Annotated in this window: 16 protein-coding genes; 6 read left to right on the top strand and 10 right to left on the bottom strand. The window is 59.3% G+C overall.

Annotated features, from left to right (window positions below; all coding sequences use genetic code 11):
• Window positions 1-168 precede the first annotated feature (168 nt).
• Together LAO20_21040 and LAO20_21045 are read left to right on the top strand one after the other, a co-directional pair.
• Window positions 169-990 (top strand): SDR family oxidoreductase, encoded by an 822-nt coding sequence (locus LAO20_21040; GenBank protein MBZ5533923.1) that lies wholly within the window; start codon window positions 169-171, stop codon window positions 988-990.
• Between the two features lie 16 nt (window positions 991-1,006).
• The gene (locus tag LAO20_21045) at window positions 1,007-1,474 is read left to right on the top strand and encodes a MaoC family dehydratase (GenBank protein MBZ5533924.1); all 468 of its coding nucleotides are present in this window, start codon (window positions 1,007-1,009) and stop codon (window positions 1,472-1,474) included.
• Between the two features lie 8 nt (window positions 1,475-1,482).
• Here the strand turns inward: LAO20_21045 and LAO20_21050 are convergent, their stop codons facing one another.
• The 9 genes from LAO20_21050 to LAO20_21090 form a co-directional block, all read right to left on the bottom strand.
• Window positions 1,483-2,556, bottom strand: coding sequence for a phosphotransferase family protein (locus LAO20_21050; protein ID MBZ5533925.1), 1,074 nt, complete (start codon window positions 2,554-2,556; stop codon window positions 1,483-1,485).
• Between the two features lie 2 nt (window positions 2,557-2,558).
• A complete protein-coding gene (locus tag LAO20_21055; GenBank protein MBZ5533926.1) occupies window positions 2,559-3,764 on the bottom strand; it encodes an acyl-CoA dehydrogenase family protein in 1,206 nt (401 codons plus the stop codon).
• 13 nt (window positions 3,765-3,777) lie between these two features.
• Entirely contained in the window at window positions 3,778-4,497 is a 720-nt protein-coding gene (locus LAO20_21060; protein ID MBZ5533927.1) for a histidine phosphatase family protein, read from the bottom strand.
• A gap of 110 nt (window positions 4,498-4,607) precedes the next feature.
• On the bottom strand, window positions 4,608-5,597 hold the full coding sequence (locus LAO20_21065; GenBank protein MBZ5533928.1) for a metallophosphoesterase: 990 nt from the start codon (window positions 5,595-5,597) through the stop codon (window positions 4,608-4,610).
• 112 nt (window positions 5,598-5,709) lie between these two features.
• Entirely contained in the window at window positions 5,710-7,605 is a 1,896-nt protein-coding gene (locus LAO20_21070) for a VWA domain-containing protein (protein ID MBZ5533929.1), read from the bottom strand.
• Window positions 7,606-7,920: 315 nt separating this feature from the next.
• Window positions 7,921-8,787 (bottom strand): hypothetical protein, encoded by an 867-nt coding sequence (locus LAO20_21075; GenBank protein MBZ5533930.1) that lies wholly within the window; start codon window positions 8,785-8,787, stop codon window positions 7,921-7,923.
• A gap of 336 nt (window positions 8,788-9,123) precedes the next feature.
• Window positions 9,124-10,737, bottom strand: a complete 1,614-nt coding sequence (locus tag LAO20_21080; protein MBZ5533931.1) for a choline dehydrogenase — start codon at window positions 10,735-10,737, stop codon at window positions 9,124-9,126.
• Between the two features lie 98 nt (window positions 10,738-10,835).
• The gene (gene cyaB / locus LAO20_21085; protein ID MBZ5533932.1) at window positions 10,836-11,396 is read right to left on the bottom strand and encodes a class IV adenylate cyclase; all 561 of its coding nucleotides are present in this window, start codon (window positions 11,394-11,396) and stop codon (window positions 10,836-10,838) included.
• 8 nt (window positions 11,397-11,404) lie between these two features.
• Window positions 11,405-12,583, bottom strand: a complete 1,179-nt coding sequence (locus LAO20_21090; GenBank protein MBZ5533933.1) for a thiolase family protein — start codon at window positions 12,581-12,583, stop codon at window positions 11,405-11,407.
• 392 nt (window positions 12,584-12,975) lie between these two features.
• Between LAO20_21090 and LAO20_21095 the strand changes: the two genes are divergently transcribed.
• The 4 genes from LAO20_21095 (at window position 12,976) to LAO20_21110 (ending at window position 18,673) form a co-directional block, all read left to right on the top strand.
• Window positions 12,976-13,473 carry a septal ring lytic transglycosylase RlpA family protein gene (locus LAO20_21095; protein ID MBZ5533934.1) on the top strand — a complete coding sequence of 166 codons (498 nt, stop codon included), beginning with the start codon at window positions 12,976-12,978 and terminating at the stop codon, window positions 13,471-13,473.
• A 27-nt stretch (window positions 13,474-13,500) separates the two neighbouring features.
• Entirely contained in the window at window positions 13,501-14,253 is a 753-nt protein-coding gene (pyrF, locus tag LAO20_21100) for an orotidine-5'-phosphate decarboxylase (GenBank protein ID MBZ5533935.1), read from the top strand.
• A 49-nt stretch (window positions 14,254-14,302) separates the two neighbouring features.
• Window positions 14,303-15,103 (top strand): TrbI/VirB10 family protein, encoded by an 801-nt coding sequence (locus LAO20_21105; GenBank protein ID MBZ5533936.1) that lies wholly within the window; start codon window positions 14,303-14,305, stop codon window positions 15,101-15,103.
• A gap of 453 nt (window positions 15,104-15,556) precedes the next feature.
• Window positions 15,557-18,673 (top strand): TonB-dependent receptor, encoded by a 3,117-nt coding sequence (locus LAO20_21110; protein ID MBZ5533937.1) that lies wholly within the window; start codon window positions 15,557-15,559, stop codon window positions 18,671-18,673.
• 319 nt (window positions 18,674-18,992) lie between these two features.
• Here the strand turns inward: LAO20_21110 and groEL are convergent.
• On the bottom strand, window positions 18,993-19,323 hold a 331-nt coding region (groEL, locus tag LAO20_21115; protein ID MBZ5533938.1), incomplete at its 5' end, for a chaperonin GroEL.

Raw genomic sequence — 19,323 nt, forward strand, 5'->3', positions numbered from 1 at the left:
CACCACGGAGACACGGAGGCACGGAGAAGAAATCATGATGGTGCGTGGGGCCTGCGAGAATGTTGCGGCCAAGAAATATCGATGGACCGTGTAAACAACGGCCAAATTTGTTTTGCAGTTCTCCGTGTCTCAGTGCCTCCGTGGTGGAATGTGCGCTGAAAGGGAAAAATGAAACTCCTCGAAGGTAAGACAGCCATTGTGACTGGCGCGGCTCGCGGCATCGGCCAGGCGACGGCTGAATTGTTTGCGGCGCACGGCGCGCGCGTCGTCATGTCAGACATTGATCCCGGTCCGCTCAACGATGCCGCCGCGGCCATCCAAAAATCCGGTGGGCAGGTCATGGCCTTTGCCGGCGACGTCACCGATCCGCAGTTTCCGGACAAGCTGGTCAAGACGGCGCTCGACAAGTTCGGCGGACTGGACATCATCGTGAACAACGCGGGCTATACCTGGGACGGCGTCATCCACAAGATGACCGACCAGCAGTGGCAGGCGATCATTGACTGCCACCTGACTGCGCCCTTCCGCATTATTCGCGCCGCGTCAACGTTCATCCGCGAAACCGCCAAAAAAGAGCAGACGGAGAAGGGCCGCGCCAGCGCGCGCAAGATCATCTGCATCAGTTCCACCTCAGGCACGCGTGGCAATGCCGGGCAGGCCAACTATTCGTCGGGGAAGGCAGGCGTAATCGGTCTGGCGAAAACGCTAGCCAAGGAATGGGGCATGTTCAACGTCCAAGCCAACGCCGTGGCCTTTGGCTGGATTGACACTCGCCTGACCCACGCCAAGGAAGAGCAAGTGAAGATCAAGCGCGGCGGCGCGGAGATTGAACTGGGCATTCCGGGAGAACGCCTGAACATGATGTCCAAGTTCATCCCGCTGGGCCGCGCCGGCACTCCGCAGGAAGCCGCGGGCGCCGTGCTGTTCTTTGCTTCGCCGTTGTCTGACTACGTTTCCGGACAAGTGCTGGAAATTGCCGGCGGACTCTAGATCAAAAGGAGCGTCCATGCCCAAACGCGTGCTTGATTCTCTGGACTCGCTCAAAGCCCTGGTCGGACAGGAAGTAGCGGTCACCGATTGGTTCACCATGACCCAGGACCGCATCCAGCAGTTTGCCGACACAACGCTGGATCACAACTGGATCCATGTTGACGTTGAGCGGGCCAAGCGCGAGTCGCCGTTCAAGGCGCCGATTGCCCACGGTTTTCTTACGCTCTCCATGCTGGCGCACTTCATGTATGAGGCGCTGGGCGTCAAATCAGGCGTGCGGTTTGGCGTGAACTATGGCATGAACAAGGTACGCTTTGTCTCACCGGTGCGCGTAGATTCGAAAATCCGCGCGCGGTTCGTGCTGCAGTCTGTGAAAGACGTGGAGCCGAACGGCGTGGAAGCCACCTACAACGTGACCATCGAAATCGAAGGCGGCGAAAAGCCGGCTTGCGTGGCGGAGTGGCTGGTGCGGTATTACCGGTAAGTTGTCGCTTAGATTTCTTTCTTCCCGCTGGCCCGAAGCCCAACCCGCAACAGCATCTTCGCAACTTCGCCCAGTGATGCAAACCGCTCGTCCTTGGTCAGCCCGAGGTGGTAGCGGTAGTAGATCTGCTGGATAATCACCGCCACTTTAAACAGGGCAAAAACGTAGTAGAAGACAATATTGGAGACGTCGCGACCGGTTCTGGCGGCATAACGCTCGGCCAACTGCGCGCGCGTCAGGCTGCCGGGAAGGCTGGTCGGCCCCCAGCGGACCATCTGAACTTCCATGGGATCATCGGCATTGACCCAGTACGCAAGCGCGGTGCCCAGGTCGGTGAGCGGATCACCCAGCGTGCACATTTCCCAATCCAGCACGGCTCTGATCTGGGTGATGTCGTCGGCCGCCAGCACGATGTTGTCATACTTGTAGTCGTTGTGGACCAGCGTGGCCCCGCTCTGCGACGGCATATGCGCGTGCAGCCAGGCGGAGATGGTTGCAATTTCCGTCAACTCTTCCGTCTTGGAGCCGTGATAGCGTTCGATCCAGCCTTTCACCTGGCGCTCCAGGTAGCCGAGCGGCTTGCCCAGATCGCCCAGCCCCAGCGCGGCGTAATCGAGTGCATGCAGCGCCGCGAGGTTGTCAATGAATGCTTCGCTCAGACGGTGCGCGGTTTCCGGCGGCAGGTGAAATCCAGCAGGCAAATTGCGGCGAAGAATCACGCCACGTACGCGCTCCATGACATAAAACGGAGCACCAAGAATAGTTTCATCGGTGCAGTGGAGCAGCGGCGTTGGCGCCGGATACGCGCCATGCAACTTGGACAGCACATGGTATTCGCGGCCCATGTCGTGGGCCGACTTCACTTTGCTGCCGAAGGGCGGGCGCCGCAGGACCATCTGCTTCGCGCCGAGCGTGACCGAATACGTCAGGTTGGAGTGGCCGCTGGGAAATTGTTTGACCGTGAGCGGACCTTCCACGCCAGGGAAGTGCGCGCGCAGATAGGGCTCCAGCCGGGAGAGATCAAGCTCTTCGCCGGCGCGGATATTCTCGGAATGGTCTTGGAAATCTCCGTGGCCGTGCATGCTTAGGTGGACACCTGCACGCCGTATTTCTTCATGGCCTGGCGGGCGACCACCATTTTGTGGACTTCGTCAGGCCCGTCGTAGATGCGGGCGCCGCGCTCGGCAGCATAAAAGGCGGCCAGCGGCGTTTCGTTGGTCAGGCCCATGCCGCCGTGCGTCTGGATGGCGTGGTCCAGAACTTCGAGCAGCACGCCGGCCACGTAAAACTTGATGCAGGAAATTTCCACGCGCGCTCCCTTCTGGCCCTGGTTTTCGATCTTCCACGCGGCTTCCAGGACCATGAGACGGGCGGCGTTGATCTGCGCGCGGCTTTCGGCGATCCACGCCTGCACAATCTGGCGGGTGCCCAGCACTTTGCCGGGCGCCAGTTCGCGTTGCGCAGCGCGTTTGCACATGAGATCAAAAGCCCGCTCGCAGATGCCCAGCCAGCGCATGCAGTGATGGATGCGTCCGGCGCCCAGGCGCTCCTGGGCGATGGCAAATCCCGCGCCTTCCTTGCCGAGCAGATTGCTCTGCGGTACGCGGCAATTCTCAAAGCGAACTTCCGCGTGGCTGGCGTGGTCTTCGCCTACGTGTCCCATCACGCTCAGGTTCTTCACCAATTTGAATCCCGGCGTGTTGAGCGGCACCAGAATCTGGCTGGCGCGTTCGTGGGCCGGAGCGTCCGGGTTGGTGACGGCCATCACCACGGCGAAGGTTGCGCCGTCGGCCGACGAGGCAAACCACTTGTGCCCGTTGATCACGTAGTCCTTGCCATCCTTCTTGGCAAGGGTGCTCAGCCACGTGGGGTTGGAGCCGGCATGCTCCGGCTCGGTCATGGCAAAACAGCTCCGGATGTCGCCGCGGAGGAGCGGTTCCAGAAAAGTTTTCTTCTGCTCCGGCGTACCGTGTTCGATCAGGATCTCCATGTTGCCGGCGTCGGGCGCCTGGCAGTTGAAGACGTAATGTCCAATCAGGCTTTGCCCGAGCACCGCGCTGACCATGCCATGCTCCATCATGGTCAGCCCCAGGCCGCCGTACTCTTTGGGAATCTGCGGGCACCACAGGCCCATGTCTTTGACTTTCTGGCGGGCGGCCTTCAGTTTGGGCAGCGTTGCCCGGAAGCCGTTGGCGCCGACTTCGGGCTCCAGCGGGTAGATTTCTTTTTCCAGGAACTGTTGAATGTCAGCCAGCGTCTTTTGCATTTGCGGCGTGATGGAAAAATCCATAAGGGCCTCCTGCTCACCGGTGAGTGAGGAATTCTGGGTCGGTCAGGTGCGGAGTTGCGTTGTACGAACTAAGAGTAAACCGTTCGCCGGAGAAGAGAAACTCAGTGAGCGCGCTGTTGCGGACCATCCAGGCGGTCTTGAGCGTTGCCGGCGTGGAAAGCCCCAGCGCCTGCTGCACGGCGACGGCCGTGGGTCCGCCGGAAGTGAAAATGGCGATGCGCTGGCCGCGTGCGCCGTTCCCGGCCAGCTTACCCAGCGCGCGCTGCACCCGCACAACAAAGTCAGGCCACGGCTCGATTCCCTTGAGCGGCAGTTCTCCGGCAGCCCATCGCCCGACAACAACTTCAAACATCCGCTGGAAGGTTTTGAACTGAGCGGGCCGGGTGACGGCAGCCTGGAAGTCGCGATACATGCTGCGGATGTGCTCGTCGGTCTCGACCAGTCCCGGCAGGGCGCGCTCAATCACCGCTTCGGCCTGAAACTCGTCAAATTCGGGGAGCAGTTCAGTCTGCGGCCAGGGCAGACGGGCTTTTCTGGGAGCTTCTCCCACAATGCGCGCGGTCTCGCGCTGGCGCACTTTGGGCCCGGAATAAATGCGGTCGAAGCGGACGTTGTGGCTGGCCCAGTATTGTCCCAGGAAACGGCTTTGCTGCTCGCCTTTGGGGGAAAGCTGGTCGTAATTCTTCTCAAGGAACGAAGCCTGGCCGTGCCGGACAAGAACAAGATGACTCATGAAATGTGGACGCCGCTCCCGCCATCTGCAAGACTCAGGAGGATAGCACGGAGCGCGTCTTGTAAGCGAGTTGCGGCGATGGGCCAGGTCGGTTGCAGTCGCCGGCGAAGCTACTGCACCTTGATCAATTGGACTGAGACCTTTCCTTTGTCCACCGTGAAAACCAGGTAGTGATAGAAACCTCCTGGAAGTTTCTTGAGCGGCGCACCAGCGCCACCGGAGACCAGGTAGTCAGGCGGTTGCGACGGATCGGTGCGGCCCGGAGGCTTGCCGATACCACTCTTGCTCTGAGGGTTGTAGTACATGTGTTCGTGGCCGGAGAACACGTACGAAACGTTGGAATAGTTCTTGAACAGGTCTTCCAGGGCCTGCACGCTGACCGGGTCCAGTCCGTCTTTGGCTTTCGCCGGCTTCACCGGATGGTGCATGAAGATGAAGATGTGCGCTTTGTCTTTGTTGTCATCCAAGTCTTTTTTGAGCGCGGCAAGCTGGTCAGCGTCAATATAGCCGGGCGCTTCAGATTTGTCCGGCTTTGCCGGTTTTGATTGGGCAGCGGCGAGAGCGGCGTTCGCAGTGGCCGGAGGCTCCTCTTCGCTGTTCAGGGCGATGAAGCGCGAATTGCCGTACGTGAACGCGCCGTAAGGCAGCCCCATGTGCTCGGTGTAGAGCGCCTGCATGCCGGCGTTGGGAACGTTGTTGCCGTCGTCCATTTCATGATTGCCAGGTGCGTTGAAGACCGGCGTCTTGGCGGTCTTGGCGATATCGAGAAACTCTTTGTACTGCCCTTTGATGCGCTTGGGATGGTTGGGCGCTTTTCCGGAAATAGTGTCGCCGGTCCACAGCACAAACGCCGGACCGAGTTTCTTCACCGCGGCGAAGATCGTGCCGGGAATCGGCGGCTGCGGGTCGCTACTGTGCGCGGGACGATTGTCTCCGGCCACCACGAAGATGAAGTGGTCAGAGTGAGAGGCTGAAGCCAGGTCGCCGGTACCGGGAAGCGACTTGAGGGCCGGCATCTTGTCATCGGCGGCGATGCCGGCCGAGCACAATATGAAGGTGAGGACAATTCTTGCCAGGACCGCAGACAAGGGTCGCAACATAAACGTTCCTTTCCGTTGCTCCAGACTGGGCGCAGAAATGCTACCACCATCGGCGGGCGATACGGCGCAAATGTCCTTCTTTCGCGAAATGCGGAAAGTCACAGGGAGTTGCCTACGGCTTCTTTTCCTCTCCCGCAACACCGCCGGTGGCCACCGCAGGCGGAGCCACCGTGACCAGCGCGTTGGCGGTGCCGATGAGGCCGGTGCGGCCGTCGCGCACGCCCAGCCGTAGCAGGTAATCGCCCGGCTGGAGGTCCAGCATTTGCCGGCAAGGGAAGAAGCGTCCCATAATCTGCTTGAAGTCCTCAGCCTTGAGCTTGGCCGCGGTGTTGTTGCCGCGAATTACTACCGGCTCGCCTTTCGCGGAGAACACCTGCACGGCGCAATCCACGCTGCCGTATTGCAGGCCGTCTTCTTTGAGTTCGAAACTCAATGTATGAGGATCAATCATGTAGTTGATCACAACTTTGTTGCTGCTCTTCTCCGACGGCGGGTCTACGGAAGCGCGAAAGCTCAGGCCGGTTGCTACCGGCGAATCCAGGCTCAGGGCCTGCGCAAAATCCGCGGATTGCTGTTTGGGGTCCAGCTTGGCATACGACTGCGGTTCCAGCGAAAAATATCCCAGGCGGTGGTGGAGCTTGATTCCCGGACGGTTTACCTTCACGCTGATGCGCCGGAACTTGCCGTTCCAATCTTTGTTGTCAGGATAGTAGCCCAGCGTGTAATAAGTGCTTCCGTCTTCCACGCTCTGGCGGATGGCGCCCTCCAGATTGTTGGTGTTGTAAAACGCGCGCCCGCCGGTCTGGTCGGCGATGGTGTTCATGGAGGTGTGCGCGCTGAGCGATTCTGTGGACTGCGCGCTCAGGTCGCTGGTCACGTCAACGCCCCGGTGAAGGTCGCCATGGGTATTTTCTCTCCGCGCCTCGCGTCCCAGGTCCTGGCCGCTGCTGTCTTCTTTTCTAAGCTGTGACGATGGGTCGCTGTTGACCAGCGTCCGCGCGTCCACCGGATACACCGCAACCTGGGCTTCACTGAGCATGTTGGCCATGCGCTCAATCTCCGCGTTGTAGTTGCGGTCCCCGCTGCTGGTTATCTGGGCGATGTCGCTGTTCACGAGTTCGGAAAAAACGCTGGCGGGAAAACTCTCTGACAGCCAGATAAGGTTCTTGCGGCCGGGATAGCCGGCCAGCGTGCGCGCCAGGGCCTTCATCGCAGCCACCGTCAGGGCCAGGCGCATGTCGGTTTGGCTGGACGTGGAGCTTTCTTCAAACACGCGGATGCGCTGCAGCATGCCACCCATGCCCAGATCAACCATAGCCGCAGCAACTGGATTCGTATAGGAGGCCGCTTTTCCTCCCGGCAGGTTTTCCTGCAGAGGCGCGGCGTGGTCCTTGGTTTTCTTGAGAGCGGCCTTCAACAGCGTGGGGTCGGTGGTGAAATCCTGCAGCAAAATCAGCTTACTGCTGAGTGCATAGACCGCGATAGGCTGGCCGGCGGGCATCTTCTCCAGAAACTTGAGCATTTGCTCCCGCAACAAGGTCTGGTTGGTGGACCGGGTGTTCAGGATGTCCAGCAGCAGAATGTTGAGCGCGCCGCCTTTGGCGCGCTTGGGAACATTGGTGACATAGTTCGCGGGAAGAGGGGCCGCCGCTTGAGCAGTTTCCGGAGCGGCAGGTTCTTCGTTGGGATGGTGAAAGGCGAACACCCGGACGTGTTGGTCGCGGCCATCTTCCTGGACGGTGAAGTCTTCAGCCTTGAGGTCAGTGATGGGCGCGCCTTTCTTGTCTGCCGCTACCACGTCAACCACCACCAGCCGCGTAGTGACTCGCAGCACCGTGGAGGATTGGAAGGCCGGGCTGGCGGCGTCCTGCTGGGCCGCGGCGGGCAGAGTCGCGGACTGCGAAGGCGGCTGAGGATCCGTTTGCGCCGCGCAGATTGTGCTGAACAATCCGACAGATAAGAGAGTAATGAAAACAGCAAAGGTAAGATGACGGATGCGCTTATGCATGACCTGCTCCTTACGCCGGCGACTACGGATGGCGCCCGCGGCGACGAGGAGAAATCGCTACCCCGGAATGCGTCCTTAAAGCCGATAGATTACCAGCCGATTTTGGCTGCGATTCTCAGGCGCAATTTTCAGCCGGATTTTTTACATTCTGACAAGTAAGCTATCACCGCCCAACGCGCTTTCGCAATGGCCGCAAGAGGTTTACGGCTGTACGCGCCGTTGCGCCGTTATCTCAAGGTAAGAATTGGCATACGTACACACTTATCCCGCGCGCGGTAATGCCGTTAAGGCATGGTTTCAGGTCAGGGGGCCGGACTAAGGAATGCGCAGTTCTACGCCGTTGGCGGAGTTGGCCTGTTCGGTGGCACCGCGATCAAGATCGGCCAGTACGTACCGGCGCGCGCTGTGTTCATCGAAGATCCAGAGCGCTTGTCCCGTAATCGCGTAGTTCTTGGCGGTCAACCGGCGTCCATCACGAAAGACAAAAATGGTGGAAGCAGCCGGCGGCACAGCCGAGATGGACTGCCCTGGAGCCGCAGTCTGCGGGTACTGGGAACGAGACTCGCGTTGCTCGTCGCGCAGGTCTGCTACTTCATCCGACAGCCTCTGCACTTCGGTAGTCAGCTCAACGTCACTGCCGCCGCCGTTGTTGCTATATACAACCGTGGTAGCAGGCGGGTAGTAGCCATAGTAGTCGGGATAGTAGTAAGGATAGTATCCGGGAAAGAGCGGCGCACCAACGAAGCCGAAGCCAAAGAACGGGCTGCATCCGAAGAAGCCAAAACAACTGTTGAAGAAGAACGGCCGGCGGAAGTGTCCAAAGGGCCGGTTAAAAAACGGCCGCGAGCCGAAGAACACGCGGTTGGATACGAACGCGCTGCGTCCGCCGACAAAGACACCGCTGCGCACGAAACCGCTGCTACGAACCACGCCGCCGCGGCGCGCAAAGTTGCCGCTTCTGACAAAACCACCGCTGCGGGCGAAGCCGCCGCTGCGCGCAAAGCCGCCGCTGCGCGCAAAGCCGCCGCTGCGGACGCCCGGTCCGCCCCTGAACCCTGGCGACGAACGAAACGCCGGAGCCGAGCGGAACCCAGAACTTGATCGCGGCGCGGATGAGAACCGCGGGCCGCTGGAGAAACTACGGCCGCCGCCGGAGGAACCACGTCCCCCGCCGCCGCGCATTTGCGCTTGCGCGGATGTAGATAAAGATATGAGAGCAAAAATAGCTAGCGCCGAAATGGATAATAGGCTTCGCATGCAGATATTTTAGTCCTCTTATGGGTCCCCGGAAGCAAGAGAATTTTTCCCTTGTTTTCAAGCGTCTGGGGTGGGTGACGGAATAGTTTGGCGGGTTAAGGCGCGTAGCGTTGACCACGTCTGGCCATATCGCGAGGTAGTTCTTAAGGCGTTGATGGCTGTCCTGCGCAAAAGCGGAGAAAAACCTCACCGCTGATGAACGCTGATGACACTGATCGGAATGCAGGGTTGGAGATCGGCTGAGGACCAAACCATCAGCGTTCATCTGCGCAGATCTGCGGCAAATTCTGATTGAGCGACCCGCGATCCACTCCTGATCATGTCTGCGGCCTTCTCCGCGATCATGATCGTGGGCGCATTCGTGTTGCCGCCGGGGACGGTAGGCATCACCGACGCGTCCACCACACGCAGGCCTTCCACGCCGCGCACCCGCAGCTCGGAATCTACGACCGCACTATTGTCATTGCTGCGGCCCATCTTGCATGTGCCCACGGGATGATAGAGCGTCTCAGCGAACTTGGTGACATGGGCGCGGAGAGCGTTGGTGTCTTTGGCATCCGGGCCGGGCAGGATTTCTTTGCCGCGATACTTGGCGAAAGCGTCGGCGGCGGCCAGGGCGCGCGACAGCTTGAGGCCTTCCACCATCACGTCCATGTCGCGGTCGTCGGCGAAGTAGTTGGCGTGGATCAGCGGCGCGTCCAGCGGATTGCTGGAGCGCAACGTCAGCCGGCCTTTGCTGTAGGGACGAATCGCCGTAGGGCCAAAAGTAAAGGCGTGGCCTTTGACTTTCTGGAAGCCATGCTCATGGTAATAGCCGGGACCAAAATGAAATTGCAGGTCGGGCGCCGGCGACGAGGAAGCAATTTTCAAGAATGCACCGCCTTCGGCCACGTTGGAAGTCAGCGGGCCCTTCTTCATGGTCATGTAGCGGGCCAGGTTCTTCAGGCTCTCCGCGTCCGCAAGGCTGATGGGTTGGGTGCACTCGTAAGCCACCGGGACGGCCGGGTGGTCCTGCAGGTTGGCGCCGACGCCGGGCAGATCGCAGAGGACGGGAATATCCAGCAGTCGCAAGTGTTCTGCCGGACCAATGCCGGAGAGCATGAGCAGTTGCGGTGATCCAATGGCTCCGGCGCAGAGAATGATTTCGCGCGTGGCGCGCTCCTGTTGGCTGGCGTTGCCGTGCTGGAAACTGACGGCCGCGGCGCGCTTGCCTTCAAAGATGATGTCAAAAACCTGCACGTCTGTGCGGACCGTGAGATTGGGCCGGGACATGACGGGATGAAGGAAAGCGGCGGCGGCGCTCCATCGCTTGCCATGGAACTGCGTGACCTGGTAAAAGCCGAAGCCTTCTTGCGTTGCGCCGTTGAAGTCCGGGTTCCGCTGGTGTCCGCACTGCGTGGCGGCTTCCAGAAAAGCTTCCGAAAGCGGGTTGGGCGAAACCAGGTCAGACACGTGCAGCGGGCCGCCGGCGCCGTGATAGTCGCTGGCGCCGCGCTGCTGGTCTTCCGACTTTTTGAAGTACGGCAGCACGTCAGCGTAGCCCCAGCCAGGATTGCCCAGGTCGCGCCAGTGATCGTAGTCGTAGCGATGTCCGCGAATGTAGATCATGGCGTTGATGGAGCTGCTGCCGCCCAGCACTTTCCCGCGCGGCCAATAAAGGCTGCGGTTGGCCAGTTGCGGTTCAGGCTGGGTAAAGTACGTCCAGTCGCACGGGCCTTTGAAGAGTTTGGAGAACGCTGCCGGGATGTGAATTTCTTTGGCGGTATCCTTGCCGCCGGCTTCCAATAGAAGCACCTTGACCGCGGGGTCTTCACTCAGGCGTCCGGCCAGACAACAGCCTGCGGAGCCGGCGCCGATAATGATGTAGTCGAACATCCCGCAGCTCCTTGGTGGTTACCTGGCTAGGCGGTAGGCGGACGATTGTATCGCGAAACGCGCTCCTTTGCTTGGTTGACGCGCCAGGACCCCGGAGGTTAGAGGGAAAAGAACATTTGGGTAGCTTTGCTCTTGCTCTTCTTTTTCCACTGCTGGAACAACTCAGCGTACGACAAAGTAATGTACTTGCCGGCGGAGATGCCAAGTTCTTGCGCGACGGCGTCAATCCACGGCGGCGGGCCTTCAATTTCAACAAAGTTGCCGATGGGCGTTTCGTCAATCACCACATGCCCCGTGCCATCAGAGTATTCGCTGCGAAATTTCTCGTAGGCAAAGCTGGGTTTGAATCCAGCCGCCACCAGGATTTCTTGCAAGGCCGGGCCGTCCTGGACTTGGGTTTCAATTTCGCGCCGCGACTTGTGCCGCGTTGAACTGACTTTGCTCCTGTCTTTGTAAGTGATGGTCCACTTCTCGCCATATTGACGGACGCGCAACAGAGCGCCGCGGCGCCTGAGAGGCGACCCAGGCCGATCGTAGAGCGTGTTCATTTCATGGGTGCGCTCGGTGACCAGCCCAAACCCCAACTGGCTGAGCTTGGAGGCCAAGGACTTGAGGTCTTCAACCTGAACTTTGATTTCGACTTCTTGCGCGTTCGGCATGGGACAGGCTACACCACCTCCAGCGCAAGGGCCATGCCCATGCCGCCGCTGACGCACAGCGTGGCCACGCCCCGCTTCGCCTTGCGCTTGAGCATTTCGTGCAGCAGGGTGACGGTGATCCGCGTACCGGTGCAGCCGATGGGATGCCCCAGCGCAATAGACCCGCCGTTGACGTTGAGTTTGGCGGGGTCCATATGCAGCTCGCGGTCGCAGGCGATGACCTGCGCGGCGAAAGCTTCATTGAGTTCGATCAGGTCAAAGTCGGCGAGTTTCAGGCCGGATTTGGCTTGCAGTTTGGCCAAGGCGGGAACCGGACCAATGCCCATGGCGCGCGGGTCTACACCGGCGGAGGCGTAGCCGGCAATGCGAGCCAGCGGCTTGAGGTTGTTTCGCTTGACCAGGGCTTCACTGGCCAGGACCACGGCCGCAGCGCCGTCGGTGATGCCGGAGGAGTTGGCTGCCGTTACGGTGCCGGTCTTGGAGAACACCGGAGCCAGTTTCGCCATCTTGTCCAGCGTAGCGCCGAGAAAAGGGTGCTCATCTTGGGTGAAGCCTTCGTCGCCCTTCTTGGTTTGCAAGGTGATGGGGACAATTTCGTCTTTGAAACGGCCGGATTTGATGGCGGCTTCAGCGCGCTGCTGGGAGCGGAGAGCGAACTGGTCCTGCTCGTCGCGAGTGATCTTGTACTGTTCGGCCAGGATTTCGGCGGTTTCGCCCATCACCAGCTTGCAAAGCTGGCAGACAAAGCCGTCGCGATACATGCCGTCCACCAGTTCCTGGTTGCCCAGGCGATAGCCCCAGCGTCCGCCGTCCAGGTAGTAGGGAACGCGGGACATGGATTCAGTCCCACCAGCCAGGACGGCGTCCATATTCCCGGCGGCAATTTCCTGGTAGCCCAAAGCGATGGCCTTCATCCCGGAGGCGCACGCCTGGTTCACGGTGTAGGCGGGCGTTTCCTTGGGAACGCCGCTGCGGACTGACACTTGCCGCGCCGGGTTGGGACCGTTGCCGGCCTGCCGGGCGCTGCCGAAGATGGTCTCTTCTATGTAGGAGGGGGTCAGGCCGGAGCGATCCAAGGCCGCCTTGGCTGCCGCCACTCCCAGGTCGGGCGATGTCAGATTGGCCAGTTTGCCACCGAATTTGCCGATGGGGGTACGGACGGCGGAGAGTAGGAAAACGTCCTGCAAGGGTCTTTTTCAACCTCCAAACGTCCAAGTCTATCAGGTATGAGGGCGCTGGAATCGTTCGCGGAGAACGGCTGAAAATATGCAAATTATCTCCAAATATGATGAATATTCACAAAGAAATGTGCAAATGCACGGAAACGTGTGCACTCATTAGTAACCAAAGGACAACAATTGGCTGGACCAGTACATCAAAGTTTAGGGTATATTGGTAACTGTTCGCCTAGGGCTATCGTCTTAGGGTATAGCGCTTTGGAGGATGCGCTTGGAGTGGCAAAAAGGCAACATGCTTTGTTTTGAGCGGTATGCATGGGTTGTATCTTTGTCCTTCAGAATCATATAATTAGGTATGAAGTATTTGGGGGACCCTGAATCTCAAATGTCAAGGAGTTTGCATGAACCGAGTACTCACTGCTCTGTTAGCGACCTTAGTTTTTGTGGTCGCCGGCATAGCGGCAGAACCAGTTCCAAACCACCAACAGCCCCAGAAGAAAGCAATCCCCAAGGTTGTAAAAGGCTCCAAAACTTCCGGCGGGACGAGCAAGCCTGCAAAGAGTGAGCCCAAACCCTACCAGGTAGGCGAGGCCTCCTGGTACGGAAAGCAGTTTCACGGCAGAACGACGGCCAGCGGCGAAGACTTCGACATGTTCGAACTCACGGCCGCCCATAGGCAACTCCCTCTGGGGACCTATGTGAAAGTCACCAACCTAAGAAACGGGAAGTGGATCATTGTCCGGGTCAATGACCGCGGTCCGTACGTCGGCAACCGGATCATGGACCTGAGCTACAGTGCCGCCCGCATGTTGAACTTTTACGGGGGCATCGAAAAAGTCCGGCTCGACCTGATCAAACCGGAGACTGTGGCCGTGAATCGCGGTTACGGTGGGGAATAAGCCCCAAACGGTACTATACTGGGCGTGATGCCCGCTCAAACCCCGGAAATCGAGTCCTCGCCCGCGGCCCTGAAGCTGCGTGAGCGATTGATTGTAGCCTTGGACGTTCCCAATGCCCGAGAAGCTGTGGGGCTGGTTCGGAGCATTGGGGACGCCGCGGGCTTCTACAAAGTCGGCCTGCAACTGTTCGTCGCGGAAGGCCCGGAAATCGTCCGCGAGCTGGTGGGCTCCGGCCGGCGTGTTTTCCTCGATCTAAAACTTCATGACATTCCCAACACAGTGAGCCACGCCGTAAAGTCGGCGGTGGACCTGGGCGCCAGTATGCTCACCGTGCACGCCGGCGGGGGATCGGCCATGCTTGCTGCCGCCGTTGAAGCTGCCGCGGGACGCCTGACCTTGCTCGCAGTTACCGTTCTCACCAGCATGGACGAAGACGGCCTGCACGAAATCGGGATTCCATCCGCGGTCACGATCCAGGACCAGGCGCTCAAGATGGCTGCCTTGGCGCGAAGCGCGGGATGCGGCGGAGTGGTCACGTCGCCGCGGGAGGCCGCCGTTCTGCGCAAATTTCTGGGCGATGGCCCGGCCATCGTGACCCCGGGCATTCGTCCGGCGGGCGCAGAGGTCCATGATCAGAAAAGGATTGCCACGCCGGCTGCGGCCATAGCCGCCGGCGCCAGCCACATCGTGGTCGGCCGTCCGATAACTGCGGCCGCTGATCCAACCCAGGCGGCGCTGGGAATCATCAGAGAGATGGAGCAATCGAACTCAAACCAATAGACTGGATGCAACCTTGGCTCGCATTTGGGCCAGGCGCGGGGGAGTTACTATGCGCGTGTTGGTTCCTTTCCTTATGTTGATGGCCGTGGCGTCAGCCCAGCAAGCTTCCGTGCCACAGGCGCCGGAACAACAACCAGGGCAATCAGCGCCGCAAGCCCAAGCCCAAGCCAGTGACAATGAAGTTTCCGGCAAGAGGCTGATGACCGTCCCAGCGGGCACGCAGGTCCTGCTTTATCTGAAGAGCCCCATCAATACCAAGAGCGCCAAGGTGGGCGACGGAGTTTACTGCCAGACCAGCTTTCCGGTTACGCAGGACAACATTGTCGTGATTCCTGCAGGAACTTATGTCAAAGGCCAGATTGCTGAAGTGCAACGCGCCGGACGGATAAAGGGCCGTGCGCTCGTCCTGTTTCACTTCACGTCCATGATCTTTCCCAGCGGTTATACCGTGGACCTTCCGGGCGCTCTGAAGAGCCAGCCAGGTGCTACAGATTCAACCGTGAGCGATGACGAAGGCACGGTCAAAGCCAACAGTCAAAAAGGAAAAGACACAGGAACGGTCGCAAAGACCGCGGCAACGGGCGCGGTCGTCGGGACCGTGGCGACCGGCACGGCCCGGGGCGCTGGGTTTGGCGGCATGACGGGCGCAGCCATTGGTCTGGGTCAGGTGCTGTTCACCCGCGGGCAGGATGTTCGCATAGATCAGGGGACGGCGCTGGAGATGGTGTTGCAGCGTCCGTTGACGGTGGAGATCACCCATCCGATGGATAGCGGCGCCCACGCCGATAACAACGTGGTGCCGCAACCCGGCCCCAACAATCGCCTTCCCGTACCCAGCGTTCCCAAGTAGGAATGAGCACGTCACAAGCAGCCTTCGACGTGCGGACCGCGTCGCCGACAAAGTCCCAAATGGCGAGGCTTGTTCAATTGTTGATCGTAAGGCGAATTTCTACTTATGCTTTATAACAACCTTTGAGCATTCTAATGCCAGCCGAGCGCCAACCGTTGCCCTCATCATCTGACCGTTCTTGATAACGGTATTCGCTTTTCGTTGCCTCTATTGATTTTTGTAGATTCTTGCTCGTCTCCTTCCGCGTAAGTCGCCAAGCCGCACTGACATACCTCTTTTGGAAGCTCTGGAAATCAGAATGCACCTTGCACTAGGGCTGAGTAATCAGCTCTAGGCCCAGGTGTGCAATAGCCCGTCGATTGCGCATGTTTTTATGATTACCGCAGTCTTTGTTTATTTGGTGTTTTTGCATAAGCACCATAGATAGCTTCTGTTTAAGGAGGGAGTGAGAAGATGTCAAGAAAAGTAGGCTTTTCCCCTTGGATTCTGACACTGCTTTTGCTTTTGCTTACGGTGTCAGCATTCACCCAGACCACTGCCAGCATCAAGGGAACTGTTACCGATGCCAGTGGCGCAGCCGTCGTCGGCGCCAAAGTGACTGTCAAAAACAGTGAACGGGGAATCGAACGGGTGACCCAGACCAGTTCGATCGGCGATTATGAAGTCCCTGCGCTGCCCCCAGGCATATACAACGTCGAAGTCCGGATGAATGGCTTCGAGTCCCAGATCGCGAAAGGAGTCGTTCTGCAAGTCAGCAACAACTCCGTTCAGAACTTCGCGCTGAAGGTAGCGAGCACGAATGAAGTGGTGACCGTGGAAGCTAGTGCGCCGGTGATTGAAACCACCACCATGACAGTGGGTCAGTCCATTGACCAGCAGACGGTACAGAATATTCCCTTGAACGGCCGCCATTTTGTGGATCTGGGGCTGTTGATCCCGGGCTCGGTGACGCCGCCGCAAAATGGGTTCCTTACGGCTCCTCTTCGCGGACAAGGTTCGTTCGCGTTTAACACCGCGGGCAACCGCGAAGACTCCGTCAACTTCATGGTGAACGGCATCAACCTCAACGACATGGTGCAGAACCAGATCACCTTCCAGCCGTCCATCAACACGGTTTCCGAGTTCAAGGTGGACAACTCTACCTACAGCGCGGAATTCGGACGCAACTCCGGCGCCATCGTGAACATCGCCACGCGTTCGGGCACCAACAGCTATCACGGCGAGTTTTTTGAATTTCTGCGCAACAACGATTTCGACGCCAGAAACATCTTCAACACTACGCCCACGCCGCAATCTGTGTTTAAGCGCAACAATTACGGGGCTGCTTTTGGCGGACCCATCAAGAAGGACAAGACGTTCTTCTTCCTGAGTTATGAAGGCACCCGCCAACGCCAGGGGCTTACGTTGAATACCCAGGTGCTGAACGCCGCCCAGCGGACGGCGGTACAGACGGCCGCGAATCCAACCAGCATGCAACTGCTGTCACTGATACCGTCGGCGAATGATCCCACCGGGACGCGTTTTCTGGGGTCGGCCACCGCCCCGGTAAACATTGACCAGGGGACGGCGGACATCAATCACAACTTCAGCAGCAACACTCGCTTGCACGGGTATTGGGCGGTCCAGCACGATCTGCGCCAGGAGCCGACACTGCAAGGCAACACTATTCCCAATTTCGGCGATACACGTGAATCAAAGCGTCAGATCGCGACCCTGGGGCTGGACCACACGTTCTCACCCAGCCTGGTGAATGAGACCCGTTTGGGATTCAACCGCATTCACATCACGTTTTCGCCAAACGCCACCCAGAATCCGGTCAGCCTTGGCATTCTGGACGGCAACAACTTCAACTCCGGTCTGCCGCAGATATCCATTGGCGGGACGGGAATCAACTTCGGCGGGCCTTCCGGTTTTCCGCAGGGCCGCGGTGATACCACCGCCGCGCTGGGCGATACTCTGAACTACATCCGTGGTCGCCACTCCTTCAAGTTTGGCGGAGAGTTCCGGCGCTTCTACAACAACAACTTTAACGGCGACGCAGGGACCCTCACCTTCCTCAACGCCACCGACTTCGCCAACGGCTTGCCCAGCGGATTCACCATCTCCCCAGGGAACCTGCCGAGCCGCATCGCCGTCAACAACCTGGGCTTCTTTGTCCAGGATAGTTGGAAAGCCATGTCTCGGCTGACTTTGGAACTGGGCCTGCGTTACGACTGGAATGGTACGCCCAGCGAAGCCTTTGACCGGTTCGCAAACATTGTTGTTTCTGGTGGCCAGGCTTCTCTGGTCCAGGTGTCTTCGCCTTACAACCAGAACAATAAGAACTTCCAGCCGCGCCTGGGCTTTGCCTATGATGTTTTCGGCAGCGGCAAAACCGTGGTACGCGCCGGCTACGCCATGATGACCGATCAGCCGATCACCAATCTGGTGACCGGATTAACGGGCAACCCGCCGTTCGGCAGCCCCAAAAACTTTGTATCCACCGGCGCCAAACCCAAGACCAGCTACGCCACACTGCTTCCTGATGCGGCGGCCAGCGGCTTGGCGCCCACCGTGGTGGATCCTGACTTCAAGAACTCGTATGTCGAGTCCTACAACCTGAATATCCAACACCAGCTCGGCAAGAACTGGAGCATGATGATTGGCTATTTCGGGTCTGAAGCGCACGATCTGCGTACCCGGGTCAACTTGAACCAGTTTGTCGGCGGCGTTCGTCCGTTCGCGAACCTCTCGGCCAGCAGTCCCATCTTGCCCGGAGCGGGCGTAGGCAACATCTCTGATAACGTCAGCAACGGCAATTCCGCCTACAACGCTCTGTGGGTCTCCTCCACCATGCGCCCGTGGCATGGATTGCAGTTCAACGCGTCCTACACCTACTCCAAGTCGATAGATTACACGTCACAGAACGGACAGGGCATTGTGATCCAGAACAGCCTCAATCCCGCCGGTGACCGGGGTCTATCGGACTTCGACGCGCGCAACCGCTTCGCCATGAACTTCATCTACGACCTGCCCTTCAAGGGGAACCGCTTGGTGGATGGATGGCGCGTGGGCAGCGTCATCTTCGATCAAAGCGGCAACCCCGTCAGCCTGCTGGCTAACGCCACGGGCATTGCCGGATTCACCGGCGTGGCTACCCTGCGGCCGGACCTGCTGGGCGCGGTGCCCATCACGGGTACTCCGGTTGCCGGCGGAATCCAGTGGTTTGGTGGCTCGGTCTGCGATCCTTTCGTGGGCTGCGCCGCCGGGTCAACGTTTGCTATTCCTGATGTTGCGGGCGGAACGGCGCGGGCCTTCCATTTCGGCAACATGGGACGCAACGCGATCATCGGACCGGGCTTCAATAACGTAGACTTCTCCCTGAGCAAGCGGACCAAGCTTACGGAGCGGTTTAGTCACGAAATGCGCTTTGAAGCCTTTGATCTGCTCAACCATCCGAACCTTGGCCAGCCTGGACGCGTTGCCCAGGTTGGAAGCACCACCTTCGGCGTGATCAGCAGCACACGCTTCCCGGTGGGCGACTCGGGCTCCGCCCGCCAGTTACAGTTCGCGATGAAACTGGTTTTCTAAAAGAAAAGCATCACTCACCTTCAAGCGCACCGGTCCAATCCGGTGCGCTTTTTCTTGCGGGGAACAAGCGGCAAGGCCGACTTGCGCGCCTAGCCGCCTGCAACTGGGCCGGAAGATTCCACCAGAAGCGAGATAGCCAGGCGGTTTAGAGCGAAGCGGTTCATCGTGCGCGATGACGTCTGCCTAAAAGGCCCGCGTCCCGGCGGGCCGGGACACTAGACGCTGATACTGGCAGCGAGCCAGTTTTTCAACAGACTCGCTGCCAAAAAAAGCCCCGCCTTTTGGGCGGGGCTTGTAGGAGCGTCGTGCAATTTCTTGTTTATCCGCCGTAGGGCATGCCGCCGTGCTCGCCGCCCGTGGCTCCGCCCTTTTTCTCTTCCGGAACATCAGAGACCAGGGCTTCGGTGGTCAGCATGAGCGCGGCGATGGAAGCAGCGTTCTGCAACGCGGTCCGGGTGACTTTGGTCGGGTCGATGACGCCGGCCTTGACCAGGTCTTCAAACTTGTCGGTTTGCGCGTTGTAGCCGTAGTTGTTGTCTTTGGAGTCGCGGATCTTGCCCACCACGATGGCGCCTTCTTCGCCGGAGTTGGCCACAATCTGGCGCAGCGGCTCTTCCAACGCTCGGCGGACGATCTCCATGCCAGTCTCT

Source organism: Terriglobia bacterium, from assembly GCA_020072815.1.
Classification (GTDB): domain Bacteria; phylum Acidobacteriota; class Terriglobia; order Terriglobales; family Acidobacteriaceae; genus Angelobacter.